General features: G+C 72.5%; 23 protein-coding genes. 14 read left to right on the top strand and 9 right to left on the bottom strand.

The annotated features are described in order from the left end of the window. Nucleotides 1–189 precede the first annotated feature (189 nt). Nucleotides 190–1,878 carry an enoyl-CoA hydratase-related protein gene (locus ABZT14_RS14740; RefSeq protein WP_356301546.1) on the bottom strand — a complete coding sequence of 563 codons (1,689 nt, stop codon included), beginning with the start codon at nucleotides 1,876–1,878 and terminating at the stop codon, nucleotides 190–192. A 278-nt stretch (nucleotides 1,879–2,156) separates the two neighbouring features. Here ABZT14_RS14740 and ABZT14_RS14735 point away from each other — a divergent pair, with 278 nt between their 5' ends. Next, nucleotides 2,157–2,774 carry a hypothetical protein gene (locus ABZT14_RS14735; protein ID WP_356301543.1) on the top strand — a complete coding sequence of 206 codons (618 nt, stop codon included), beginning with the start codon at nucleotides 2,157–2,159 and terminating at the stop codon, nucleotides 2,772–2,774. 68 nt (nucleotides 2,775–2,842) lie between these two features. Beyond that, nucleotides 2,843–3,136, top strand: coding sequence for a DUF1876 domain-containing protein (locus ABZT14_RS14730; RefSeq protein WP_356301541.1), 294 nt, complete (start codon nucleotides 2,843–2,845; stop codon nucleotides 3,134–3,136). A 5-nt stretch (nucleotides 3,137–3,141) separates the two neighbouring features. On the opposite strand, the gene ABZT14_RS14725 is transcribed toward ABZT14_RS14730, so the two are convergent. Continuing rightward, nucleotides 3,142–3,630, bottom strand: a complete 489-nt coding sequence (locus tag ABZT14_RS14725; protein ID WP_356301538.1) for a cyclic nucleotide-binding domain-containing protein — start codon at nucleotides 3,628–3,630, stop codon at nucleotides 3,142–3,144. Nucleotides 3,631–4,169: 539 nt separating this feature from the next. Between ABZT14_RS14725 and ABZT14_RS14720 the strand changes: the two genes are divergently transcribed. From ABZT14_RS14720 to ABZT14_RS14700, 5 genes are all read left to right on the top strand, one after another. Beyond that, complete coding sequence (locus ABZT14_RS14720) at nucleotides 4,170–5,807, top strand: SpoIIE family protein phosphatase (RefSeq protein WP_356301534.1); 1,638 nt, start codon at nucleotides 4,170–4,172, stop codon at nucleotides 5,805–5,807. A 176-nt stretch (nucleotides 5,808–5,983) separates the two neighbouring features. Then, a complete protein-coding gene (paaI, locus tag ABZT14_RS14715) occupies nucleotides 5,984–6,406 on the top strand; it encodes a hydroxyphenylacetyl-CoA thioesterase PaaI (protein ID WP_356301531.1) in 423 nt (140 codons plus the stop codon). Continuing rightward, nucleotides 6,403–7,734, top strand: a complete 1,332-nt coding sequence (gene paaK / locus ABZT14_RS14710; protein WP_356301528.1) for a phenylacetate--CoA ligase PaaK — start codon at nucleotides 6,403–6,405, stop codon at nucleotides 7,732–7,734. The genes paaI and paaK overlap by 4 nt, the downstream gene beginning before the upstream one ends. Before the next feature lie 227 nt (nucleotides 7,735–7,961). Further along, entirely contained in the window at nucleotides 7,962–9,134 is a 1,173-nt protein-coding gene (locus ABZT14_RS14705; RefSeq protein WP_356302240.1) for an acyl-CoA dehydrogenase family protein, read from the top strand. An 88-nt stretch (nucleotides 9,135–9,222) separates the two neighbouring features. Next, a complete protein-coding gene (locus ABZT14_RS14700; protein ID WP_356301525.1) occupies nucleotides 9,223–10,092 on the top strand; it encodes an endonuclease/exonuclease/phosphatase family protein in 870 nt (289 codons plus the stop codon). On the opposite strand, the gene ABZT14_RS14695 is transcribed toward ABZT14_RS14700, so the two are convergent. Continuing rightward, nucleotides 10,089–10,460: a hypothetical protein gene (locus tag ABZT14_RS14695; RefSeq protein ID WP_356301522.1), complete on the bottom strand. Its 372-nt coding sequence runs from the start codon at nucleotides 10,458–10,460 to the stop codon at nucleotides 10,089–10,091. The genes ABZT14_RS14700 and ABZT14_RS14695 overlap by 4 nt on opposite strands. A 225-nt stretch (nucleotides 10,461–10,685) precedes the next feature. On the opposite strand from ABZT14_RS14695, the gene ABZT14_RS14690 reads away from it, so the two are divergent. From ABZT14_RS14690 to fxsA, 5 genes are all read left to right on the top strand, one after another. After that, on the top strand, nucleotides 10,686–11,126 hold the full coding sequence (locus ABZT14_RS14690; protein ID WP_356301519.1) for an Lrp/AsnC family transcriptional regulator: 441 nt from the start codon (nucleotides 10,686–10,688) through the stop codon (nucleotides 11,124–11,126). Between the two features lie 229 nt (nucleotides 11,127–11,355). Continuing rightward, complete coding sequence (locus ABZT14_RS14685; RefSeq protein ID WP_356302237.1) at nucleotides 11,356–12,897, top strand: amidohydrolase; 1,542 nt, start codon at nucleotides 11,356–11,358, stop codon at nucleotides 12,895–12,897. Between the two features lie 707 nt (nucleotides 12,898–13,604). Beyond that, on the top strand, nucleotides 13,605–15,218 hold the full coding sequence (gene lnt, locus ABZT14_RS14680; RefSeq protein WP_356302234.1) for an apolipoprotein N-acyltransferase: 1,614 nt from the start codon (nucleotides 13,605–13,607) through the stop codon (nucleotides 15,216–15,218). After that, nucleotides 15,215–15,982 carry a polyprenol monophosphomannose synthase gene (locus tag ABZT14_RS14675; protein WP_356301517.1) on the top strand — a complete coding sequence of 256 codons (768 nt, stop codon included), beginning with the start codon at nucleotides 15,215–15,217 and terminating at the stop codon, nucleotides 15,980–15,982. Before lnt ends, ABZT14_RS14675 begins: the two co-directional genes overlap by 4 nt. Before the next feature lie 4 nt (nucleotides 15,983–15,986). After that, entirely contained in the window at nucleotides 15,987–16,595 is a 609-nt protein-coding gene (gene fxsA, locus ABZT14_RS14670) for an FxsA family membrane protein (RefSeq protein ID WP_356301515.1), read from the top strand. Nucleotides 16,596–16,741: 146 nt separating this feature from the next. Here fxsA and ABZT14_RS14665 read toward each other — a convergent pair whose 3' ends face one another. The 4 genes from ABZT14_RS14665 to ABZT14_RS14650 form a co-directional block, all read right to left on the bottom strand. Next, nucleotides 16,742–17,119 carry an RNA polymerase-binding protein RbpA gene (locus tag ABZT14_RS14665; protein ID WP_356301513.1) on the bottom strand — a complete coding sequence of 126 codons (378 nt, stop codon included), beginning with the start codon at nucleotides 17,117–17,119 and terminating at the stop codon, nucleotides 16,742–16,744. A 253-nt stretch (nucleotides 17,120–17,372) separates the two neighbouring features. Then, nucleotides 17,373–18,713 (bottom strand): MFS transporter, encoded by a 1,341-nt coding sequence (locus ABZT14_RS14660; RefSeq protein WP_356301510.1) that lies wholly within the window; start codon nucleotides 18,711–18,713, stop codon nucleotides 17,373–17,375. 24 nt (nucleotides 18,714–18,737) lie between these two features. Next, complete coding sequence (locus ABZT14_RS14655; protein WP_356301506.1) at nucleotides 18,738–19,505, bottom strand: glycerophosphodiester phosphodiesterase; 768 nt, start codon at nucleotides 19,503–19,505, stop codon at nucleotides 18,738–18,740. Continuing rightward, a complete protein-coding gene (locus ABZT14_RS14650; protein WP_356301504.1) occupies nucleotides 19,502–20,206 on the bottom strand; it encodes a hypothetical protein in 705 nt (234 codons plus the stop codon). Before ABZT14_RS14650 ends, ABZT14_RS14655 begins: the two co-directional genes overlap by 4 nt. A 98-nt stretch (nucleotides 20,207–20,304) precedes the next feature. Here ABZT14_RS14650 and ABZT14_RS14645 point away from each other — a divergent pair, with 98 nt between their 5' ends. Further along, a complete protein-coding gene (locus ABZT14_RS14645) occupies nucleotides 20,305–21,798 on the top strand; it encodes a PLP-dependent aminotransferase family protein (RefSeq protein ID WP_356301501.1) in 1,494 nt (497 codons plus the stop codon). Here ABZT14_RS14645 and ABZT14_RS14640 read toward each other — a convergent pair. Further along, nucleotides 21,786–23,324 carry a hypothetical protein gene (locus tag ABZT14_RS14640; protein WP_356301498.1) on the bottom strand — a complete coding sequence of 513 codons (1,539 nt, stop codon included), beginning with the start codon at nucleotides 23,322–23,324 and terminating at the stop codon, nucleotides 21,786–21,788. The two genes, ABZT14_RS14645 and ABZT14_RS14640, sit on opposite strands and share 13 nt — an antisense overlap. Nucleotides 23,325–23,347: 23 nt before the next feature. Further along, a complete protein-coding gene (locus tag ABZT14_RS14635; RefSeq protein WP_356301495.1) occupies nucleotides 23,348–23,542 on the bottom strand; it encodes a hypothetical protein in 195 nt (64 codons plus the stop codon). Nucleotides 23,543–24,566: 1,024 nt separating this feature from the next. On the opposite strand from ABZT14_RS14635, the gene ABZT14_RS14630 reads away from it, so the two are divergent. Continuing rightward, complete coding sequence (locus ABZT14_RS14630; protein WP_356301492.1) at nucleotides 24,567–25,304, top strand: alpha/beta hydrolase; 738 nt, start codon at nucleotides 24,567–24,569, stop codon at nucleotides 25,302–25,304. Nucleotides 25,305–25,323: the final 19 nt, after the last annotated feature.

Raw genomic sequence — 25,323 nt, 5'->3', positions numbered from 1 at the left:
GTGACGCCGACCGCCCCACCACCGGCCCCCTGCGGGTGGGTGGTTGAGGCGGCGGGAGGGGCCGGAGCGAGCGTGGGCTGACCGCCGGACACGGCGCGGAGCCAGCCGGGGACACTGCCACGTGGGGTTCGGCCGGTGGGCGGCTCGTCCCTCTCCGGGGCCGCCCACCCGTTCGTGCTCGCCGACGGCTCAGCGCGTCCGGTCGCCGGCCCGCTCCAGGGGGCGCTTGCGGACGAAGGCCGCGCGCAGACCGTGGTAGGGGGAGTGGGGGTCGAAGAACTGGGCCCGCATCCGCTCCCCCTCCTCCTCGCGGTACCGCTGGAGCGGCTTGCGTTCCTCGTCCCGCTCCCGCCGCAGCTTCTTCTCCGCCAACCGGGCCTGCAACGCCGGGTCCTGGGCCAGGTCCCCGGCCTGGGCAGCGACCTGGCCGGCGAAGTCGGCCGGCGAACAGTCCAGCACCCGGTCCACCATGCCCAGCCGGTCCGCCTGCCAGGCGCTGACCGGCAGTGCCTCGTGCCGCAGCGCCTCGGTGGTCTCCTCGCCGACACGACGGGGCAGCACATAGGTCCAGTACTCCGAGCCGTACAGCCCCATCAGCCGGTAGTGCGGATTGAGCACCACACCCCGCCGGCACCACACCTCGTCGGCCGCCAGGGCCAGCGACACCCCGCCCGCCGCCGCGCCCCCGCCCAGGGCGGAGACCACCAGCTGGTCGGTGGTGCGCAGGACGGCCTCCACCAGGTCGTTGAGCGCGTTGAGGTTCTCCCAGGACTCCGCGGCCGGGTCGTCGGCGGCCTCGATCACGTTCAGGTGGATGCCGTGGGAGAACAGGTCCCGCACCCCGCCCAGCACGATCACCGACACCGGTCGGGAGCGGGCGTAGCGGTAGACGGCCAGCAGCCGACGGCACTGGGAGGTGCGCATCGCCCCACCGGGGAAGGAGAAGCGTACGAAGCCCACCGACTCCCGCTCCTCGTACCAGATGTCGCTGAAGGTGCGCCAGGTCGGCGGTGGCCGCAACGGCGCCGGACGTTCCGGCAGGCGCGGGAGCAGATGCCCCAGCGCCTGGGTGGCCGGCAGGGGGAAGCCGGCCGGACGGCCGGGGCTGGCGGCCCGACGTAGGCCGGTGAGCCACACCGCGCCGTCGGCGGTGGCCCGGCACAGCGCCCCGGACCGGGTGGCCAGCAGTTCACCGGGAGCGCCCCGTAGCCGTTCCTCGGGGTGCCCGCCGTGGAGGAACCACTCCTGGCCCAGCAGCGTGTCCCGTACTCCGGGTCGGGAGTCGGCCGCCCGCAGCTTGGTGAGCACGGTGTCGGTGGAGTCTGACGACCAGTCGACACGTCGACTCTCCTGGCGCATCCGGGGACGGCTGACGATCTCCTCGGCCAACTCCCGCTGGGGCACCGGACGGTAGTCGCCGGAGGCGACGCGTTCCACCGCCAGCAGTACGGCGGAGGTGGCGGCGTCCGCGAGTTCGTTGCGGTACAGGTCGCTCTTGGGGACCGGGGGCACCTCGAAGGTGGCGTGCGCCCACACGTCCCCGGCGTCCAGTTCCGCCACCGCCTCCAGCACGGTCACCCCCCAGCGCCGTACGCCCTCGCCCAACGCCCAGTCCAGGGCGGAGGGGCCCCGGTCGCCGGGCGGGCCCGGGTGGACGACCAGGCAGCGGTGCAGTGCCCAGACGTCCTCGGGGATGGCGGTGGTCAGCATGGGGGCGATGATCAACTCGGGTACGCGTCGGGCCACCTCGTCCCGCAGGGCGGCGTGGCCGCCCCGGGAGACGGTCAGCGCGTGGACGTCGTGCTCCCGGTCGCGCAGTTCGGCGAAGATCCGCTGCGTCAGACTGTTGAAGGCGCTCGCCACCAGCAAGATCCTCATGGAGCCTCTCAAGAGCGTCGGATACCGGCCCGGAACCTCGCAGGCACGTTAGGGGAGCGCCTCGCGAGCGGGGGTGAGTGACGCTCGGCTCTTGGTCCGTTGCGGCTGATAGTGCCATGAAGTTACCGCTGGTAGCCGGCCGGAGGCGCCGTACTCGCCGACCCGCCCCACCCCCGGGCCCCGGGGTCGGACCCGCTCACCAGGACGGGACGGCCGAGGTGCGCCAAGCTGGAGGGGAACGGCCCCGGGGACCTCCATACGGCTGGGAGCGAGGTGTCATGGCGATGGACGTGCACCGGCCACCCCCCGACGGAGAGGGCGACGACCTCAACCAGCCCCCGGCGACCGGCCACCCCCACCCGCTGAAGGACGAACTGGCGCTGGCCCGTGGCTGGGCGCGCTGGCTGCTGGCGCTGGCCCTGCTGGTCGGACTGCCGGCCGCCGCCCTCGGGATGGGGCGGGTCGCCTACGGGGCCACCCTGGGCGCGACCCAGGAGGCCGGCCGGGCGGAGGCCGCCACAGCCCGGCTGACCTCGGACGCCCGTACCTCGCACATCGGTCCGGGGACCGGGGTCGGTACCGCGCAGGTGCGCTGGACCGACCGTTCCGGTGCCCGGCACACCGACGTCACCAGGGTCGCCCCCGACGCCCGCGAGGGGGAGCGGGTGCGGGTCTGGACCGACGGAAGCGACGGACTGCTGGCCAGCCCTCCGCCCACCCGGCAGGACGCGGTGCTGGCGGGCTGGTTGGCGGCCGGGCTGACCACCCTGTCCCTGGGAGCCCTGCTGTGGCTGACCCGGGGAGGCGTACTGCTGTTGCTGGAGCGCAGGGTGTACGCGCGGTGGGACGCGGAGTGGCGCTGGGTGGAGCCCCGCTGGTCCGGCAGGTGGTCGTGACGAGCCGCCACCCGGGCGCTGAGCGTGAACGAACAGGACTGACGAACAGGACTGAGGAGGGAGGAGCGATGACACGGGAACTGGAGTGGAACGTACGGCTGTACCTGCGCGAGGAGGGCACCCGGACCACGGCCAGGGTGGTGCTACAGACCGCCGACGGGGCGCTGACTGGGCACGGGGTGGCCCGGAGGAACCCGGAGGACACCGAGGTGCCGGCCATCGGGGAGGAACTGTCGGCCGGACGTGCCCTGGACGACTTGGCCCGCCAGTTGCTGATCAACGCCGACCGGGACGTGGCGGCGCTGGACCGGCCACGTGACGGCGCGTTGCCGGTCGACCCCATGGCGGGCCACCTGGACTGAGCGGTTCAGGCGCTGAGCCGCCCGCTGGCCCCGTAGGGGCCGAGCGCGTCCAGCAGGCGGGTGCGGGCGGCCATCAGCCGGTCCGCGGTGACTCCCGCGACGTAGGTGAGTACCGCCATGCCCAACTCGCGGTCGCGTTTGCACAGGTCGCGCACCGGCTGGGCGTCGAACTCCCAGGCGCGTACCAGCGTCTCGGCCTGGGCGCCCACGTGCCAGCGGTGCGGGGGCAGCAGCCAGGACCAGCCCAGCAGGTCCGAGATGCCCACCCGCTCCAGCACCAGGGGGCGCCGGCCGGGCAGGCGCATCTCCAGGGCGACGCTGCCGGTGTGGACGATCCAGAACTGTTCGGCCGGTCCGCCCTCGTCGAAGATCCGGGTACCGGTCGGAAAGGAGACCTGCCGGGAGAGGGCCATCAGCGAGTCTCTGCGGTTGGGGGGTACGGCGGCCATCAGTCCGTGCCGCGCGGTGAAGCCGTGTCGCAGTGTGTTGGCCATGGCGCTGCCCTTCTCCTCGCGGTGCCCTGGTCGTACGGGTCGACCTGTCGATCTGGTGTTGTGTCGACCTGTCCGTGTGGCGACCTGGCCTGTCCCGTACCGGTGACGGGAGGCCGGTGGGCCGGCTCGGGATGGGGAGTCTATCGCCGTACCCACCCCGGTGCCCGGGGCTGAGGGGACGTCGGCCCGGTGGGCCGGACGGTTGGTTGTGTCTCCATGCTCGCCGTCACCCGATACGCCCACAACACGAGCGGCCTCGCCCTGTCACGGGCCGTTGACCTCCATGGATGCGGCGCGGTAGCCGGGTCGCACGAGGTGAGGCCCTGGTCATACCCGGGCGGGAGCACTGGCAACCTATGTCCTTTTTGTTGGAGTATGGCCGGATGGTTCTGGAAGAGGGGTGCCCGGGAGACCACCGGGAGGGGTCTCCGCGCGAGCCGCGCGGGAAACGCGCGCGGCGCGGGGCCGAGAACCGGGAGGAACCGAGGCCGAGCCGGCTGCGGGGACTCGGCCCCATCGACAGTGGGGGACGGCACCAGATGCTGGAACTCGCCCTGGCCAACGCCCGGATCGGCGCCTTCCACTGGGACTTCCCCTCCGGCGCCCTGTACTGGGACGAGCGGATGTGCGACCTGTTCGGGGTGCCACCCGAGCGGTTCGACCGCCGCATCGAGAGCTTCGACCGCGCCGTGCACGCCGAGGACCGGGAACAGGTCGACGAGGCCGTGAGCCGCAGCCTGCGCACCGGCGACTACCGGGTGACCTTCCGCATAGTCCGCGCGGACGGCGTGATCCGCTGGGTCACCGCGCAGAGCGCCGTCCGCTACGACAGCACGGGGCGGCCCCAGGGCATGGTCGGGGTGGCCCAGGACCGTACGGAGGAGATCGAGCGGCACGCCGCTCGCCAGGCTCGAAGGGAACTCGTCCTGAACGCCACCCGTGGCTTCGCCGCCGCCCTGTCCACCGCCGACGTCATCAACAACGTCACCGAGACCGTGCTCCCCGAGGTCCGGGGCGAACGGCTGGCGATCTACCTCCGCGAGTCCCGGGGCGCCATGCGGCTGGCCGGAAGCCGGGGCTTCGACGAGGACGCCGTACGGGTGCTGCGCCGGGCGTCCCACCTGCTGTTCACCGACCCCGGGCTGGCGCCCCTGTGGCGGGGCGAACCCCTCTTCCTCCGGGGGCGCCGGGAGTACCGGAAGCTGCTGGGGCCCCACGGGATGAGCCCGCTGGAGGGCGAGCGCTCCTGGGCCCTGCTGCCCCTGACTTCCGCCGAGGGACTGGTGGGGGTCTGCGTGATCGTCTTCGGCACGTCGCAGGAGTTCAGCGGCGAGGACCAGACCGTCTACACCGCGCTCGCCGGCATCCTGGGCCAGGCCCTGGCCCGTACCCAGCTGTACGACGAGCGCCGCGCCCAGATCACCGAACTCCAGCGGATGATGCTGCCCAAGGACCTGCCCCGGCTGCCCGGGCTGGACCTGGCCGTCCGCTACCGCCCTTCCTCCAAGGGCATGGACGTGGGCGGCGACTGGTACGACGTGCTGCCCATGGCGGACGGCCGCACCGCGCTGATCATCGGCGACGTCCAGGGGCACAGCGCGCAGGCCGCCGCCGTGATGGGCCACCTGCGCACCGCGATGCGGGCCCACGCCACCGACGCCACCCTCGACGAGCTGATGGCGCGCGGCAACCAGACCCTGTGCGAGCTGGACACCGACCTGTTCGCCACCTGCTGTGTGGTGGAGGCCGACCCCCGGCGCGGCGTCCTGCGTATCGTCCGCGCCGGCCACACCCACCCACTGCTGCTGCCCCCGGACGGGACCGCGCGGGAACTGCGGGCCCCGGCCGGACTGCCCCTGGGCGTCCTCCCGCAGGCGCGGTACGAGACGGTGGAGCGCGAACTGCCCCCGGACTCCGTGCTGTTGCTGTACACCGACGGCCTGGTGGAACGCCCCGGCCAGGACTACGACACCGGGGTGGCCGAGCTGTCCGACCGGCTGGCCGCCCAACGCCGGACCCGCCCCGCGTCCCCGTACGACGGCGCTGACGACCGCGCCGACCTGGACGACCTCGCCGAACGGCTGGTGACCCCCGCGGTCTCCGGCACCCAGTACGACGACGTGGCCGTACTGCTGGTCCGCAGTACCCGTCCCGCCTCACGGGCGCACCTGAACTGAGGCGCCCGGCCGAGGTGAGCGGGGAGTTGGGGTGCCCGTCGCGGGTGGGGGCGGGCGCCGGGGAGCGGGGGGTGCGCGCTCGTCGTGCGCTGTCTTGACAGCGGATCGGGTTGCTGGATTACTGGGGCCCACAATGGCTTAACCGAATGTTCGGTCGGGGTGGTGAGGTGGACTCCATGACGAAGACCCCCGAGGGTGAGCGCGATCCCGTCGAGGCCATGCTCGCGGCCGACGCGGCCTCCAGGTCGCTGGGCATGGAACTGCTCGACCACGGACCCGGCCACGCCCGACTGCGGATGAAGATCGGGCCCGACATGGTCAACGGCCATGGGGTGGCCCACGGCGGCTATGTGTTCACCCTCGCCGACTCCGCCTTCGCCTGCGCCTGCAACAGCCACGGCCCGGTCACCCTCGCCGCCACCGCGGAGATCGACTTCCTCGCCCCCGCCCACGAGGGCGACCTGCTGACCGCCACCGCCGTGGAGCGCACCCGGTGGGGCCGTAACGGCATCTACGACGTACGCGTCACCCGGGGCGACCAGGTGATCGCCGAGTTCCGAGGCCGCAGCCGGACCCTGAGGGGAGAAGCCGCGAAATGACCACGACCCCGTACGACGGACCACGCGGCGAGGCTCCCCCCGAGGAGCTGCTCGACGAGGTGGAGCGGCTGCCCGAGCCGGAACTGCGCGCCCTCCAACTGGCCCGGCTGAAGGCCACCCTGCGACTGGCCTACCAGGAGGTGGAGCTGTACCGCCGCAAGTTCGACGCGGCCGGCGTCCACCCCGACGACTGCCGTGAGCTCGGCGACCTCGCCCGCTTCCCCTTCACCACCAAGGACGACCTCAGGGACTCGTACCCCTTCGGCATGATGGCCGTGCCCATGGACCGGGTGCGGCGACTGCACGCCTCCAGCGGCACCACCGGCACCCCCACCGTGGTCGGCTACTCCGACCGCGACCTGGAGACCTGGGCCGACGTGGTGGCACGCTCGATCCGCGCGGCCGGCGGGCGCCCCGGCGACAAGGTGCACATCGCCTACGGATACGGCCTGTTCACCGGAGGTCTCGGCGCCCACTACGGCGCCGAACGGGCCGGCTGCACGGTCATTCCCGCCTCCGGGGGCATGACCGCCCGCCAGGTGCGGATCATCTCCGACTTCCGCCCCGAGATCATCATGGTCACCCCCTCGTACATGCTGACCCTGCTGGACGAGTTCGAACGACAGGGCATCGACCCGCGCACCACCTCGCTACGGGTGGGGATCTTCGGCGCCGAACCCTGGACCGAGCAGATGCGCCAGGAGATCGAACAGCGCCTGGACCTGCACGCCGTCGACATCTACGGGCTGTCGGAGGTGATCGGCCCCGGCGTCGCCCAGGAGTGCGTGGAGACCAAGGACGGGCTGCACGTCTGGGAGGACCACTTCTACCCCGAGATCGTCGACCCCCTCACCGACGTACCCCAAGTGGCGGGCGACAGCGGGGAGTTGGTGTTCACCTCGCTCACCAAGGAGGCCATGCCGGTCATCCGCTACCGCACCCGCGACCTGACCCGGCTGCTGCCCGGCACCGCCCGGCCGGCCTTCCGCAGGATGGAGAAGGTCACCGGACGCTGCGACGACATGATCATCCTGCGCGGCGTCAACCTCTTCCCCACCCAGGTCGAGGAGATCGTGCTGCGCACCCCCGACGTCGCCCCGCACTTCCAGCTCCACCTGAGCAGGCGCGGGCGCATGGACCACCTGGTCGTCCGCGCCGAGGCCCGTACCGACACCGCGCCCGCCGCACGGGAGGTGGCCGCCAAGTCCATCGCCGAAGCGGTCAAGGCGGAGGTCGGAGTCACCGCCGAGGTGGAGGTCGTCGACCCCGAGACCCTGGAACGGTCGGTGGGCAAGATCCGCCGCGTGATCGACGACCGCGACCGCTGACCCCCGGAACGGGACCCCAGCCAAGGAGCCGCCCACCCGCCCACCCGCTGTCCGCCGGTCTTCGGGAAGTCCCCGCACCACATGTGGCCGAGCCCACCGTCCGGCATACTCCAAGCGACCAGACCCAGGTCACGCCCTCGCGACCCGAGGTACCACGACCCCGCCCCAACGACCAACGGTGGCACCCACCCCTCGTGCCGCCGACCCGACAGGAGGACAACGCCGCCATGTCCGAGCACGGCCCCCAGCCGGTGGAGCGCCACCTGCCCACCCAGGAAGCCCGGGACCTGCTGACCCTCGTCCGCGAGGTCATCGCGCGGGAGATCACCCCGCACGCCTCCACCCAGGAGGCGGAGGGCACCTTCCCCCGCGACCTGTTCCGGTTGCTGTCCCAGTCGGGCCTGCTCGCCCTCCCGTACTCCGAGGAGTTCGGCGGCGGGGAGCAGCCGTACGAGGTCTACCTCCAGGTACTGGAGGAGCTGGCCGCCGCCCGGCTCACCGTGGGACTGGGCGTCAGCGTCCACACCCTCGCCTGCCACGCCCTGGCCCACCACGGCACCAAGGAGCAGCGGACCGAGCACCTCGCCGCCATGCTCACCGGCGGCACCCTGGGCGCCTACTGCCTCTCCGAGCCCACCTCCGGCTCGGACGCCGCCTCACTGCGCGCCCGCGCCGTCCGCGACGGGGACGACTGGGTGCTCAACGGTACGAAGGCGTGGATCACCCACGGCGGGATCGCCGACTTCTACACCGTCCTCGCCCGCACCGGCCCCGACGGCCCCCGGGGGATCACCGCCTTCCTGGTGCCCTCCGACGCCGAGGGCCTCAGCGCCGCCGTGCCCGAGCGGAAGATGGGAATGAACGGTTCCCCCACCGCACAGGTCCACCTGGACGACGTACGGGTGCCCGACGAGCGGCGCGTGGGTGAGGAGGGGCAGGGCTTCACCATAGCCATGGACGCCCTGGAGTCCGGGCGGCTGGGCATCGCCGCCTGCGCCGTCGGGGTGGCCCAGGCCGCCCTCGACCTGGGTCTGGCGTACACCGCCGAGCGTCAGCAGTTCGGCCGACCGCTCGCCGACTTCCAGGGGCTGCGCTTCATGCTGGCCGACATGGCCACCCAGATCGAGGCCGGCCGCGCCCTGTACCTGGCGGCGGCCCGCCTGCGTGACGCCGGCGAGCCCTTCTCCCAACAGGCCGCCATGGCCAAGCTGTTCTGCACCGACGCGGCGATGCGGGTCACCACCGACACCGTCCAACTGCTCGGCGGCTACGGCTACACCACCGACTTCCCCGCCGAGCGGTACATGAGGGAGGCCAAGGTGCTCCAGATCGTGGAGGGCACCAACCAGGTGCAGCGCATGGTGATCGCCCGCCACCTGGCCGGCTCCCCGGGCCGCTGAGCCGACGACGCCCCGAGGGGTCCGGCGCCCGGCCCACGTCGGGCCTCCGGCGCCGGGCCCCGGCGAACACCGCGGAGAGGGGACGCCCATGACCACGCCACCGTCCACCCCGCTACTCCCGGCGGACGGCGAACTGAGCGTGATGAGCTTCAACCTCCGCTACGCCAAGAGGCGTTCGGACCAGCCCTGGCCCCGCCGCCGCCCGGTCACCCGAGCCCTGCTGAACACCGAACGGCCCCACCTGGTCGGCACCCAGGAGGGGCTGTGCCACCAGATCCACGACATCGCCGAGGACCTGCCGGACCACTACGACTGGATCGGCGTCGGACGCGGTGGGGGAGAGCGGGGCGAGTACGCCGCGATCTTCTACGACACCCGGCGGCTGACCGCCCTCGACCACGGCCACTTCTGGCTGTCCCGGCGACCCGAACGGGTCGCCTCCCGCTCCTGGGGTACCTCGGTGGAGCGGATGGTGACCTGGGTGCTGTTCAGCGACCGCGCCCTGGGCCACCAACTCCTGTCCGCCAACACCCACTTCGACCACAGGAGCGCCCGTGCCCGCCGGCACTCGGCACGGCTGCTGGCCGAACGCCTGCGCGCGCTGGCACCTCACACACCCCGGGTGGTGACCGGGGACTTCAACACCACCCCCGAGGCGGAACCGGTGCACCGGTTGCTGCTTGACGGGGCGTCGCTGACCGACACCTGGGAACGGGCGGAGTGTCGGGGCCCGGACTGGAGCACCTACCACGGCTTCCGCGCGCCCCGTCAGGGCGGCGAACGCATCGACTGGATCCTCAGCAGCCCGGACCTACGGTGCCGGGCCGCTCTCGCCAACCCCTTCGCCCTGCACGGGCAGTACCCCAGCGACCACCTGCCGGTGCAGGCGCTGTTGACGCCGACGGACCGCACCGGCCACCCGCACGAGTCCCCGTTGCAGGAGGGGGAGGTGTCCTAGGAAGCCGTCCGCTGCGGACGGGAACCGGGCCCTCCCACGTGGGAGAAGGGCTGGGTACGCCAGTCGAGCCCCTGCGGCAGGGTCAGCACCAGGAAACCGTCACCCTCCGACCACTCCACGGGCGGCTCCTCCGCCGTCACCGAGGAAGAGGCCCCCGAACCCTCGCAGACCGTCCAGCCGAACGGGTCCCAGGGGGTGGCGCACTTCCCGTGCGTCGGCAGGGTCTCCTCGACCGAGGAGAGGGCGATGAGCTGGCGGCACTGTGGGCACCTCACCCGTGGACCGGTGATCGGCTCGACGCCGTCCAGGTCGGTGAACTCCGCGTGGGCGGACTCGGGTTGGGCGGACAGTGTCTTGGTGGAGCGCATGTGATCCCCCTTGGGTGAACCGGCCGGGCACCTGTGGCTCGCGGCCAAGCAAGCACTTCCCGCCGTGATGTTGCCGTAATCGCCGACCTCCCCGACGAGGGGGAGCATCGCTGTGGCATTGGTCACACACGGGGAGCGCACGCGGAGAGGGTCTCCCCGCGTGAGAACGCCGGTCGCCGACACCGGTTGTGCCGGAGCGCCCCACACACAGTAGGTTGATGCGCTGTGGAGGAGTTGGACCGACGCATCGTGGAACTGCTCGTTTCGGACGGGCGTATGAGCTACACCGACCTGGGCAAGGCTACAGGCCTGTCCACCTCGGCCGTGCACCAACGGGTACGCCGCCTGGAACAGCGCGGCGTCATCCGGGGCTACGCGGCGCGGGTGGACCCCGAGGCGGTGGGACTGCCCATGACGGCGTTCATCTCCGTCAAACCCTTCGACCCCAGCGCCCCCGACGACATCGCCGACCGGCTGGCCGAGATCTCCGAGATCGAGGCCTGCCACAGTGTCGCCGGCGACGAGAACTACATCCTCAAGGTGCGGGTCGCCACCCCCATCGAGCTGGAGCACCTCCTCGCCCGGATCCGCTCCCTGGCCGGGGTCTCCACCCGCACCACGGTGGTCCTCTCCACCCCCTACGAGGCACGCCCACCCCGGATCTGAGCACCCCGGCGAACCGTCGCCGGCCGGCCGGGACGGCCACCGGGGTCACGCGGCTGAGAACGCGGACCAGAACGCGGACGAGAACGAGGAAGCAGTGAACGACGCACAGCCCGCCCTTCCCCACGGCCCCGCGCCCCGGCGCTCGTCCGCCGGGGCCGCCACCCCCGGCCACACCGTGCTGCTGCGCGGGGGAGAGGTACACAGCCCGGCCGACCCCTTCGCGACCGCGATGGTGGTGGAGGGGGACCGGATCGCCTGGGTCGGCTCCGAGGCCGCCGCCGACTCCTTCGCGGACGGCGTCCAGGAGGTCGTCCACCTGGACGGCGCCCTGGTCACCCCCGCCTTCGTGGACGCGCACGTACACACCACCGGCACCGGCCTCGCCCTGACCGGGCTGGACCTCAGCGGGGTCACCAGCCTGGCGGCGGCCCTGGAGCGGATCCGCGCCCACGCCCGGGACCGGCCCGACGACGAGGTGCTCCTGGGCCACGGCTGGGACGCCACCCACTGGCCCGAGGGCCGCCACCCCACCCGGACCGAACTCGACGAGGCCACCGGCCACCGCCCGCTGTACCTCACCCGGGTCGACGTCCACTCGGCCCTGGTCACCACCGCGCTGCTGGAACGCGTACCCGCCGCGCGCGCCGGCGCCGACCCGGACCAGCCCCTGACCGGCGACGCCCACCACGCCGTACGCACCTTCGCCCTGGCCTCCCTCACCCCGCGACAGCGCACCGAGGCGCAGCGCGCCGCGCTGCGCCAGGCCGCCGCCCAGGGCATCGGCGCGGTCCACGAGTGCGCCTCCCCCCTGGTCTCCAGCGAGGACGACCTGACCGGGCTGCTCCAGCTCGCCGCCGAGGAACCCCTGCCCCTGGTCTACGGCTACTGGGGCGAGGCCCTCAGCTCGCCCGACGACGCCCGGCGGGTCCGGGCGCTGGGCGCCGTGGGGGCGGCCGGTGACCTGTGTGTGGACGGCTCCCTGGGCTCCCAGACCGCCCACCTGCGCGCCCCCTACCACGACGCCGACCACCACGGCCTCGCCCACCTGGACGCCGCGACGGTCGCGGCCCATGTGACCGCCTGCACCCAGGCGGGGCTCCAGGCGGGGTTCCACGCCATCGGTGACGCGGCGATCGACGCCGTGGTCGAGGGCACCCGGCAGGCCGCGGCCACTCTCGGGCTGGCGCGGGTGCGGGCGCTGAGGCACCGGGTCGAGCACGCGGAGATGCTCACGCCCGACACCGTCGCCGCCTTCGCCGAACTCGCCCTCACCGCCTCCGTGCAGCCGGCCTTCGACGCCGCCTGGGGAGGGGAGGAGGGGATGTACGCCCGCCGACTGGGCGCCGCCCGCGCCCGTACCCTCAACCCGTACGCGGCCCTCCAACGGGCCGGCGTGCCGCTGGCGTTCGGCTCCGACAGCCCGGTCACGCCCTTCGATCCCTGGGGAGCCCTGCGGGCGGCGGCCTTCCACCACACCCCCGAGCACCGCATCTCGGTACGCGGTGGGTTCACCGCCCATACGCGCGGCGGGTGGCGGGCCGTCGGCCAGGACGACGCGGGCGTTCTCGCCCCCGGCGCCCCGGCCGACTACGCGATCTGGCGTACCGGCGAACTGGTGGTGCTCACCCCCGACGACCGGGTGAGCAACTGGTCCACCGACCCCCGCTCGGGAACCCCCGGACTGCCCGACCTCACCCCCGGTGTCCAACTGCCGCGCTGTCTACGGACGGTGGTGGGGGGGCGTACCGTCTTCGAGCGACCGAACGAGTGATGTCCGCGACCGGTTGGGGAAGTTGGCGAACCGGGGTCTCGCCCGTGATCTGGCGGCACACTCGGTGTTGACCTGCCGCTTCCGCGAAACACCCCAGGTGGAACGGCTGTTGACAGGCGACGGTCGTCGCCGGGTAGGTTCGGCCCAGTCCACCACAGGACGCCCGACCGGGAGGTCCCCGAGCAGTCGGCGCGTGGATCGCTGGGCCATGGGGTGGTGCGTCGCACCGGCACACCGCCACTGGGAGCCAGGTCCAGCCGATCGCGACGCCGCAGGGACACCTCGACCGGCCGGCGGGTGGGACCCGGATGGGGCCCGGACGCTCAGTAGACAACGGCTTTCGGTTGACCCGCAGCCAGCGGATCCCAGGTCGGCCCGAAGGGCGCCGGGCCCCTATCCGTAGGTCCCCCACCAGCCACCGCCCGCCGTGGCCGCGCTCCCGCGCCCGCCCGGCGGCCGGTGGCCGTTCCTCCACCCGGGGATCACCGGTAGCCGTCAGCGTTGTACCGTCGCCTTCACCACCGCACGTATTCCAGGAAGGCGCGACCGTGCCATCGGGCCCTGTGACCAACGCCGAGACCGCCGAGGGCGGCCCGGCCACCCCCCGCTCGTCCCCCTCGTCCCCGGACGCGTCCTTCGACGAGCGCACCGACCGGACTGATGAGACGCAGCACGCCCCCGCCGCCTCCCGCAGCCGCCGGCTCCGGCTGACGGCCCTGGTACGGCGGGAGGCGCTGCCCACCGCCCTGGCCGCCCTCAGCGGCATCGCCCTCGGGCTCGCCTTCCCCCCGTACGGACTGTGGGCGCTGTCCCTGGCGGCCACGGCCGCGCTCAGTCTCCTCACCCGGGGCCGCACCGCGCGCCAGGGAGCCTGGCTGGGCTTCGCCTTCGGACTGCCGTTCTTCTTCTTCCTGCTCAAGTGGCTCCACGTGGTGGGCTGGGACGCGGTGTTGGGCCTCAGCCTGATCCAGTGCCTCTACCTGGTCGGCCTCGGAGCCGGCCTGTCCGTCACCTCCCGGCTCCCCCTGTGGCCCCTGTGGGGCGCCTGCCTGTGGGTAGCCGAGGAGTGGGTACGTGACCGCTTCCCCTTCGGCGGCTTCCCCTGGGGCCGCCTCGCCTTCGCCAACACCGGCTCGCCCTTCACCCCCCTCGCCGCGCTCGGCGGTGCCCCCCTGGTGACCTTCGCGGTGGCGCTCACCGGCACCCTGCTGGCCTGCGCGGTGGTGGCCGGCTGGCGGCTGCGCGGCACCGGCCGCCCGGGGGCGCGCGCCGTGGCCCCCACCGCTGGCGCCGTACTGGGCGCCGCGCTGGTCACCGGCTCGGGGCTGGCGGTCCCGGTGCCGACCTCGGCCGACGACAGCGTGCGGATCGCGGTGGTCCAGGGCAACGTGCAGAAGCCCGGCATGGACTTCCTCGGGCGCCCGATGAAGATCCTCAACAACCACGTGGACGCCACCCTGGAACTGGCCAAGCGGGTCGAGGCCGGCAAGGAGCGCAAGCCCGACGTGGTGATCTGGCCGGAGAACGCCTCCGACCTGGACCCCACCAGGTACCCGGTGGTGCGCGAGCGCATCGAGGAGGCCGTAGCGGCCGTCGGCGTACCGGTGCTGGTGGGTGCGCTGGTGGACCACCCGACCAAGTCGGGGTACGTGGAGAACCAGGGCATCGTCTGGGACCCCGACAAGGGCCCGGGCGACACCTACACCAAGCAGCACCCCGTCCCCTTCGGGGAGTACGTGCCCTTCCGGGACCAGCTGAGCAAGGTCATCAGCCGGCTGGACCGGGTGACCCGGGACTTCTACCCCGGCCAGGACTCCGGCGTCCTCGACACCGGCCCGGCCACCCTCGGCGACGTGATCTGCTTCGAGATCGCCTACGACGAGATCCCCCGGGACACCGTCCGGGAGGGGGCCCGAGCCCTGGTCGTCCAGACCAACAACGCCACCTACGGCAGGACCGGGCAGCCCGAGCAGCAGCTGGCCATGTCCAAGCTGCGGTCCGTGGAGCACGGCCGGGCCATCGTGACCGCGGCCACCAGCGGCATCAGCGCCGTGGTCGCCCCCGACGGGACCGTTCAGCACCGTACCCGGGAGTTCACCCGCGAGGTCATCAGCGCCGACCTGCCGTTGCGGGACGAGCTGACGGTGGCCGACCGGGTCGGACCGACACCGGAGTGGATCCTCGCCCTGGCGGGTGTGGGAGCCTGGGGCACCGCCTGGGTGCTGGCCAGAAGGGCCAGGGGCAGGGGTGCCGAACCGCGAGGTCACGGCACCCGGGAGACGACACGAGGCGCCGGCGCAGGCGAGGAGGCACAGCAGTGACCAGCGGTGAGCAGCGACAGTACGGGCCGCTCGGCACCACACTGGTGATCATCCCGACGTACAACGAGGCCGCGAACGTGGAGTCCGCGGTCACCCGGGTACGGGAGGCGGTGCCGGAGGCCCACATCCTGGTCGCCGACGACAACAGCCCCGACGGCACCGGGAAGATCGCCGACGGTCTGGCCGAGGCCGACGAACAGGTCCACGTGCTGCACAGGAAGGGCAAGGAGGGGCTGGGCGCCGCGTACCTGGCCGGCTTCGCCTGGGGCATCGAGCGGGACTACGGCGTACTGGTGGAGATGGACGCCGACGGTTCGCACCGTCCCGAGGAGCTGCCCCGGCTGCTGACCGCCCTGAAGAACGCCGACCTGGTGCTGGGCTCCCGCTGGGTGCCCGGTGGGCGGATCGTCAACTGGCCCAAGCGGCGCGAGTACCTCTCCCGGGGCGCCAGCCTCTACTCCCGTGTCCTGCTGGACGTCCCCATCCGGGACGTCACCGGCGGCTACCGGGCGTTCCGCAGGGAGACCCTGGAGGGCCTCGGCCTGGACCGGGTCGCCTCCCAGGGGTACTGCTTCCAGGTCGACATGGCCCACCGCGCGGTCCACTCCGGCTACCACGTGGTGGAGGTGCCGATCACCTTCGTGGAGCGCGAGCGTGGCGACAGCAAGATGAGCCGGGACATCATGGTCGAGGCGCTGTGGCGGATCACCGCCTGGGGTGTCCGGGGCAAGGTGAACAAACTGCGCGGACGCAGGCACACTTGAGAGCATGACGAGCGCAGTACCCGACCCGTACTCCCAGCCTCCGCACTCCGAGGAGCCCCCGCCCGACGGAGGCCCCCGCAGGCGCCGCCCACGTGCCCGGACCCTGCTGCCCCTGGTGGTGGCCGCCTGGGCGCTGCTCGAACTGTGGCTGCTGCTGCGAGTGGGCGCCGCCGCCGGTGGGCTGACGGTCTTCGCCCTGCTGGTGGGCGCCTTCGTGCTGGGCGCCGTGGTCATCAAGCGGGCCGGCCGCCGTGCCTGGGCGGAGCTGACCGAGAGCCTGCGCGCCGGTGAACCACCCCGGCGCGGCCGGGGCGGGGGCAACGCCATGGCCATGCTGGGCGGGTTGCTGCTGATGGTGCCCGGGCTGGCCTCCGACGTCCTCGGGCTGCTGTGCCTGTTCCCGCCCACCGCCGCGCTGCTGCGCGGGGGAGCGACCCGCTATCTGGAGCGCAAGGGGGCACTGGCCCCGGGCGGGCTGGGCGACGCCTACCAGCAGGCCAGAACGATGGGGGAGCAGGCCCGTATCCACCGCCCGGACGGCAAGGTCGTCCAGGGCGAGGTGGTACGGGACGAGGAGCCGCCGTCCGGCCAGGGGCCGTCCTCGTCCGCCTGACCTCCCCTGTCCGCGTACCAGAGCCCCGGCAGCGTCTCGTCGGGGCTCTGGTGTGTGGCGCCCCGACGAAGACCTGCGGAAACAGGTGAGGGGCTGGCCCACCACGGCAGGTGGGCCAGCCCCTCACGAGGCGGTGCGGTTGCGACTCAGGCGGACTTGCGCTTGCTGTCGCGCGGGTGCACCGCGATGTTCATCGTGCCGGAGCGCAGCACCGCCAGACGTTCGGCGAGCACCTCCTCCAGCTCCTCACGGGTGCGCCGTTCCATCAGCATGTCCCAGTGCGTACGGGCGGGCTTGCCCTTCTTCTCCTCTGGACCGTCGCCGTCGACCAGGAGTGCCTGGGCGCCGCACACCTTGCACTCCCACTCCGGCGGAATCTCGGCCTCGACCGAGAACGGCATCTCAAAACGATGGCCGCTTTGACATGCGTACTCCACGGCCTGGCGGGGTGCCAGGTCGATACCGCGGTCGGTCTCGTAGCTCGTCACCACGAGTCGCGTGCCGCGCAGAGCTCGCTCACTCATGAATCGTGCCTCCCGGGCTTGGTCGCCCACAGGACAGGTGTCTGTCGTCGTCTTCCGGTCCAACGCCCGGCCAGCGGTGATGATTCCCGTGAGAGTCCACCGTGCCCGTCGCGCCACTTCCCTCGCCTACGCGATTACCCAGCCACGTCGCTCCTGTCACGCCCCGGGCCGGATTCCTTGGGGACCCGGTGGGGTGGTGACGGAAAGTGGTGGGGAACCGACTGCGTAGGATAGCGGCCCGGCGGCCCGGCGGCTAAATCCCGCCGGGTGCCTCGTTGCCCACGGCCCGCGCGGCCTTCTGGACCGGCACCATGCACAGCAGGACAAAACCGAGGGCGAAGAAGATCACCAGGGACACGATCGCGTCCCGGTAACTGCCGGTGAACTGGTAGGTCAGCCCGAAGATCAACGGCCCCAGCCAGCTGGTTCCCCGGTCGCTGACCTGGTAGAGCGCGAAGTACTCCGCCTCCTTGCCCCGGGGGATCAGATGGGAGAACAGCGAACGCGACAGCGCCTGGCTGCCACCTAGCACCAGACCGATACCGACGGCCAGCACGAAGAACCACAGCGGTTCCCCCTCGGGCAGGAAGTACCCGCCGGACACCGTCAGCGTCCAGGCCACCAGCGAGCCGAGCACCACCCGTTTCGCCCCGAACAGCCGGGCCAGCCAGCCCAGCAGGGTCGCCCCCACCGCCGCCAGGATCTGCACCAGCAAGATCGCCACGATCAGGGTCTGCTGCTCCAGCCCCAGCTCCTCCGAACCGAACACCGAGGCCTGGGAGATCACCGTCTGGATGCCGTCGTTGTAGAGCAGGTACGCGCCCAGGAACAGCAGGGTCAGCGGATAGCCCCGCAACTCCCGTACGGTGTGGGCCAGTTGCCGCCAGCTTCCCCGGCCGCCCTCCCGTTCACGGACGGCCGGCCGGTCCCGCAGCCGGCGCAGGGGCACCAGGGCGAACAGCCCCCACCACAGGCCGGCGGCGGCCAGACAGATCCGTACCGCCGTGCCCTGGGTCAGCCCCAACCGCTCGTGGCCCAGGAACAGTCCGAGGTTCGCCACCAGCACCAGGGCCCCCGACACGTAGCCGAACGCCCATCCCCGCGCGGACACCCGGTCCCGTTCCTCCGGGGTGGCCACGTGTGGAAGGAAGGCGTCGCAGAGGGTGGCCGACACCGCGTAGGCGACGTTCGCCACCAGCAGCAGGACCCCGCCCAGCAGGTAGCGGTCGCCGGCCAGGAAGAACATCCCGGTGGTCGCCGCGGCTCCCACGTAGGTGGAGACCGCCAGGGTCGGTTTCATCCGCCCCCGCCGGTCGGCCAGGGCGGCGGCCACCGGCACCACCAGCACCGACAGCAGTACGGAGGCGGAGATGACGTAGGCGAAGTAGGAGCCGGCCCGTACCGGGATGCCCAGCGGGTGGACGAAGCCCTCCGGGTCGGCGGCGGCCTTGGCGACTTCGGTGAGGTAGGGGCCGAGGAACACCGCCAGCACACTGGTGGCGAAGACCGAGTTGGCCCAGTCGTAGAAGTACCAGCCCCGCTGTTCGTATCTGCGTCGGGCCGCCTCGTCCCGCACCTCGGTGGTGGTCGTCATCCCGCTCCCCTGCCCGGGGTGGGATCAGTCCCCCCACACCCCTCGTTCCGTCAGCACCTCACGCAGCAGTTCGATGCGATCGGTCATAATGCCATCCACCCCCAGGTCGAGCAGCTCCTCCATCTGTGAGCGCTCGTTGACGGTCCAGACGTGTACCTGGAGCCCGGCCCGGTGGGCGGCCCCTATGAACCGCCGGTCCACCACCGGCAGCCGCCCGGAACGTACCGGTACCTGCGCGGCCAGGGCCTCGGCGCGGAAGCCGGCGGGCAGCCCCCAGGAACCCAGCCGCAGCCCCAGCACCCCGCGCCGGCCCAGCGAGGTCGCCAGCCGCGCCCCCGACTCCCGCTGGGCCCGGGCCACCAACGCCTCGTCGAACCCCCCGACCAGCACCCGGTCCCAGGCGTCGTACCGGCGCAGCAGGTCCAGCAGTACCGGCAGGGCGGGAGCCACCTTCACGTCGATGTTCCAACGGACGCCGGGGAGTTGGAGGAACAGGTCCTCGAAGAGGGGGACGCCCTCGCCGTTCGGCAGCCGGGCCCGCGACACCTCCGACCAGGGCAGCCGGGCCAGGTGACCGCCGCGGTCGGTCACCCGGTCCAGGGTGGGGTCGTGGAAGGCCACCAGCCTGCCGTCGGCGGTGAGGTGGACGTCGGTCTCCAGGTAGCGGTACCCGAGGTCGACCGCCCGCCGGAAGGCGGCGAGGGTGTTCTCCGAGCCGTCGGCCGCCCCGCCCCGGTGGGCGAAGGCCAGGGGCGCGGGTGCGTCGAGGAAGGGATGGCGAGACAGGTTCACCAGCGCAGTATCTCGCGCCCCCTACGGCGGCCCCGCGCCACCACCAGGGAGCCTTTTCCCGCCGGGACCGCGAAGATCCGCAGCGACAGTTGGGCCAGCGGCCCCACGGCCAGCGCGTACAGCACCGTGCCCACCCCGACGGTGCCGCCCAGCAGCAACCCCGAGAGCAGCACCACCGCCTCGATCAGGGTGCGCATCAGCCGTACCGAACGGCCGGTGCGTCGGTGGAGCCCGGTCATGAGCCCGTCGCGGGGCCCCGGGCCGAAGCGGGTGGCGATGTACATCCCGGTGGCCGTCCCGTTCAGCAGGACCGCGCCCACCATCAGCGCCGACCGGCCGGCCAGCGACTCCACCGGGGGCGTCCAGGCGATCGCCAGGTCCATGAAGAGGCCGACCAGCACGGTGTTCGCCAGGGTGCCCGGGCCCGGGCGCTGGCGCAGCGGGATCCACAGCACCAGCACCACGACGCTGGCGATGATCGTCACCACGCCCATGGTGAGTCCGGTCCGCTCGGAGATCCCCTGGTGCAGCACCCCCCACGGCTCCAGCCCGAGCCCGGCCCGCACCAGCAGTCCGGCGCTCACCCCGTACAGGGCCAGCCCGACGAGCAACTGCGCGGTACGGCGGGGGAGTCGGCCACCACCCGGGGCGGCCGGGGAGCCGGAAGAGGAGGGCGAGGGCTGGTCGGGTTCGGGGTCCACAGTCGCTCCCTCATGGCAGGAATGGCCTGACGCATGGCATTCTGTGGACCGTGTAGGGGTGCCAGCCATAGCCAATCGAGGAGAGGTGGACTGGTCTGATGGCGCAGTGGACTTCAGTGGTGGGCGCGCCCCAACTGGCCCGGCTGCTGGGGGCGGAACCCCGGGCCGAACGCCCCGGAGGCCGCCAGGGCCCCGCCTACCGCGCGCTGGCTGACGGCATCCGACGGCTCCTGCTCGAAGGGCAGATCCCGGTGGCCGCCCGCCTCCCCGCCGAGCGGGAACTCGCCGCCGCCCTGCGCGTCAGCCGCACCACGGTGGCCGCCGCCTTCGAGGCCCTGCGCACCGACGGCTACCTCGAATCCCGTCGAGGCGCCGGCAGTTGGACCACCGTCCCGGCCGGCAACCCCCTGCCCACCAGGGCGCTCACCCCGCTCCCGCCCGACAGCCACGGCACCACCATCGACCTGGGCTGCGCCGCCCTGCCGGCACCGGAACCCTGGCTGAGCCGGGGATTCGAGTCGGCGCTGTCCGTGGTGCAGCCGTACATCCACACCCACGGCGACTACCCGGCCGGGATCGCCGACCTCCGGCAGGCGCTGGCGGACCGCTACACCCGCCGGGGCGTACCCACCCGACCCGAGCAGATCATGGTCACCACCGGGGCGATGGGCGCGGTCGCCGCACTGTGCCGGCTGCTGGTCTCCCACGGTGGCCGGGTCGCGGTGGAGCACCCCAGCTACGCCAACGTCCTCCAACTGCTGCGGGACGCCGGAGCCCGCCTGGTCACCGTGCCGACGCGGGAGGGACTGCGGGGCTGGGACCTGGACGCGTGGACCACCACCCTGCGGGACACCGCCCCCGGGATGGCGTACGTGGTCGCCGACTTCCACAACCCCACCGGGGCCCTCGCCACCGGGGAGCAGCGCCGGGGGCTGGTCGCGGCGGCCAAGGCCGCCGGCTGCCCGCTGGTGGTGGACGAATCCATGGCCGACATCGTGCTGGACCCCGTCGAGCCGCCGCCACCGGTGTCCGCCTTCGACCCGGGCGGTTCCACCGTCATCACCGTCGGCTCGGCCAGCAAGTCCCTGTGGGCCGGCCTGCGTATCGGGTGGGTACGTGCCTCGCCCGAGGTGATCCGCACTCTGGTGGCCGCCCGCGCCTGGTCCGACCTGGGCAGTCCGGTGCTGGAGCAGCTGGTGGTCACCCGGCTGATGTCCGACGGGGGCTGGGAGGAGGCGGTCGCCACCCAGCGGCGGATCGCCGGCGAGAACCGGGACGCGCTGGTGTCCGCCCTGGCACGGCGCCTGCCCGACTGGGAGTACGAGGTGCCCCCCGGTGGCCTGACCCTCTGGGCCAAGACCGGGGGACTGTCCGGCTCCCTGGTCGCCGAGGTCGCCGAACGCTACGGGGTGCGCGTGCCCTGCGGCACCCGCTTCGGCGTCGGCGGCGCCTTCGAGGGCTACGTACGCCTGCCGTTCACCGTCGGCGGTCCCGTCGCGGAGGAGGCCGCCACCCGGCTGGCCACCGCCGTGGAACGGGTACGCCAGCAGGCTCCCGGCGCGGTCGACCTCCCGCGCAGCTACGTCGCCTGAACCACCCCGGCCCGTCGTTCGGCCAGCTCCGGCAACATCGCCAGCACCGCCCGCCTCTCCCGTTCCTCGGCCGCCTCGTCGTACGGGTCCGGGGTGGCCGGCACCTGGAGCCGCACCACCTCCTCCGAGCCCAGCCGCGCGTACCCCCGACCCGGGGGCGGAGTGTGGGCGGGCACCGTGTACGGGGCCTCACCCAGCAGGGCGTCCACCTGGTCCCTACGGGCCGGACCCAGCACCACCCGCGCGCCCGCGTACCCGGACACCTCCCGGGACAGCGACTCCACCTGGTCCAACTGTTCGGCCACCACCACCCGTACCCGGGCGGCATGGCCGTGGCGCAGCGGCAGCCGCAGCAACTCCTGCGGGTCGTCCCGCCCCTCGGCCCGGGCCTGGTGGGTCAGCGCCGAGGGCCGGTCCACCAGCACCCACAGGGGCCGGCGCACCTCCCAGGGCGAGGAGCCGCCCGTGCCCCGCGCCTCCCCGACGGCCGCCAGTCGCCGTTCGGTCTCCCGTGCCGCCCACTCCAGGGCCGCCCGCGCACCGGCCGGCGTCGACTCCACTGACAGCACCCCCGGCTGGCCCCGCAGACAGGCGTACTCTCCCGCGCCTCCGCCGTCCACGATCACCAACTCCCCGGTCCGCAGGGCCTGGAGGGCCACCGAGCGCAGCAGCGTCGAGGTGCCCGAGCCGGGGGCGCCCACCGCCAACAGGTGCCGCGCCTGGGACCGGCGACCGGGCCGCCACAGCACCGGGGCGGCGTCCCGGGTCCCGCTGCCGGTGTCCACCGGCACCAACAGGGGCGCCGCCTCGGAGTCGGTGAAGCCCAGTACGGTCTCCTCCGGGGCGGACACGAAGGGCTGGGCCACCACGGTGGTCGGCAACGGGGGCAGGGCCACCACTGTCAGCCGGTTGTCCTCCTCGTCCCACCGGAAGCGGTACTCCCGGTCACGGCCCCACTTGGCGCCCAGCAGCCGTTCCACCTCCAGCCGGCGTGCGGGGTCGGCGTCGGGGAAGCCCGCCGGGTAACGCAGCGTCAGCTCCACGAAACGGTGGTCCTCGCCCAGACGGTGCCCACTGAACGCCTGCTCCCAGGAACCCTGCCGGTGGTACAGGGGCGAGGGGTGACCCTCCTCGGCCGGTCCGAACACCGGCACCAGAGCCTCGTACAGCGCCGCCAACCGCTCCAGCTCCCGTGGATCGGGCCCGGTCTCCACGGGCTCCGGGGACTCCCGCCCCTGCCACACCGCCGCCGCCACCAGCGCGATCACCGCCAACAGGGGGCCGTGCGGCATCACGGCCACCGCCCAGCAACTGGCGGCCACCAGGCACAGGGTCGGTGCCCGCTTCTCCGAGGGAGTACGCCGCCACCACTCGTACCCCAGGCCGAGGAGCCGCCTCAGCCCCCGGCCCAGCAACAGCACCGGATGGAACACGTCCACCGCCCCGGTACGCGCCCGGGCTCCCAGCCCGGCGCTCCGCACCACGGCGAGGCCCGCGCCAACGCGGGCCAGCCCCTCACGTACCACGCCTTCCTCCTGCCCTCGACGTCTCAGAGTCGGATGCCGCCCAGCAGGCTGGCCAGCCCCTCGCCGCCGGCCCGGATGCTGGGCGCGATCGCGGTACCGGCCAGGTAGAAGCCGAACAGTGTGCAGATCACGGCGTGGATGGGCTTCAACCCGTCCTTGCGGAAGAAGAGGAAGACGATGACGCCGAGAAGCACGACACCGGAGACGGACAAGACCATGGGGAACTCCTGTAGTGGGGAACGGTCACCATGAGCTATTCCAGCCTCACGTACGGTGTCTCGCACGAGAAAGGGGCATCCGAGTGATAAGGGCTCAATAGGAAAAAACGCCACCAGATGGATGAGGCTTGGATGGGGTGCCGTTCCGGCGCTCTCGCCAGGTGTTCGCCGGCCCCACGTCCGGGGGGCTTCGCGTCGTTGCCGGGATGTGCTGCCCGCCGTGGTGGCCCGACCCTCCAGGTTGCCCTGTGGTCGGCGGGCCTCTCCGGTGAGGGGTCTTGCCTGGTGGGGTGCCCGTGGGGAGTCGGCGCCGCTCCGGCCGGCGGATGGTGTCGCGGCCCTTGGCTCTGAGGTGGTCAACTCGCCATAGGGCGGGGGAGGGTTGGGGTGGTGGCCCCGTCGGAGGGTCGGGGCGGGTTCTGCTTGTCGCCGCTCGGTGTGGTGCGGAGGTGTGCCCAGGGCGGCGCCCTGGGCACGGCCCCGTTCTCAGGCGGTCGACGACGTCTGGGTCTGTACTTCCGTCGTATCCACGTAGGGAATGCAGACAAGCGCCGCGAGGATCGCCAGGATGGCTATTCGGTGCACTGTGCACCCTTTCTCGTAGTTCAAAAATGGCGAGATGCGAATGCGCAGAAGAACTCCCAACGCAAATGTGCGCAAGGGTTTACGTTGCAATCGCACACCCCGGTGTGATCTTGGGGTGCGCCGCAGTTTAGGCTTACCAAGATCGGACTGGTGCGATCCCTGGGATGTTTTCGAATTCTTTACAAGTGTTCTTGCATTGCGCCTGAAACTCACTCCCGGATGCCACTTCGCCGGGAGTTCTTCCGTGGAAATCCGTGTATGCCGACCTCCGTGTGCGGAGAGCGTGAGTAACCTCCGGCGGCCCTGTGGTAGGTTCGGCGTCGCCGTGTTCCGTACGCGTACGAGGAGGTGAGACCGATCAACGCTGTGACAGGTCGGGGCTCCCTCTTCCACGTGGCCTAGGGAGTGCCCGCGAGAGGCATCCCGAAAGGCGAGAGCTGTGCGCTTCCTTGATGAGACACCGTCATCCGACGGTGTCCGCGAGCAACTCTTCACCGTCGGCGGAGTTCCCGGAGTGCTGTGGACTCCGAAGGACGCCGTCGGCCCCCGCCCCCTCGTCCTGATGGGGCACGGCGGCGGCCAGCACAAGAAGGCCCTCGCCATGGCGGTACGGGCCCGACGCTTCGTCAGTGACTGTGGATTCGCGGTCGTGTCGGTCGACGTACCGAATCACGGTGACCGGCCGAGGGACGAGGAGTACGACCGGATCGCCACCGAGAACCAGGCCCGGGTGGAGGCCGGGGAGGACCTCGCCCCTCTCATCGCCGGGTTCCAGGCCCTGGTCGCCCGGCAGACGGTGCCGGAATGGCGCGGAGTCCTGGACGCCGTGCGGCGGTTGCCGGAGGTGGGCACCGGACCCGTGGGCTACTGGGGAGTGTCGTTGGGCTGTGGGCTCGGGGTGCCGTTCGTGGCCGCCGAACCCCGTGTCCAAGCGGCCGTGTTGGGGCTGGGCGGGGGTTCGGAGCTGGCCGAGGAGGCCGCGCGGATCACCGTCCCGGTGGAGTTCCTGGTGCAGTGGGACGACGAGAGGGTGCCCCGCGCCCGGAGCCTTGCCCTGTTCGACGCGTTGGGCTCCACCGAGAAGTCACTGCACGCCAACGCCGGCCGCCATGGGGAGCTGCCGAGCTGGGAGTTGGACAGCGCCGTACGGTTCTTCGCCCGGCACCTCAGCGCGTAGGGGGCACGGCCGGTGTACG

Source organism: Streptomyces sp. NPDC005438 (assembly GCF_040606315.1).
GTDB lineage: Bacteria > Actinomycetota > Actinomycetes > Streptomycetales > Streptomycetaceae > Streptomyces.
This window is presented reverse-complemented; position numbering and strand designations above follow the sequence as displayed.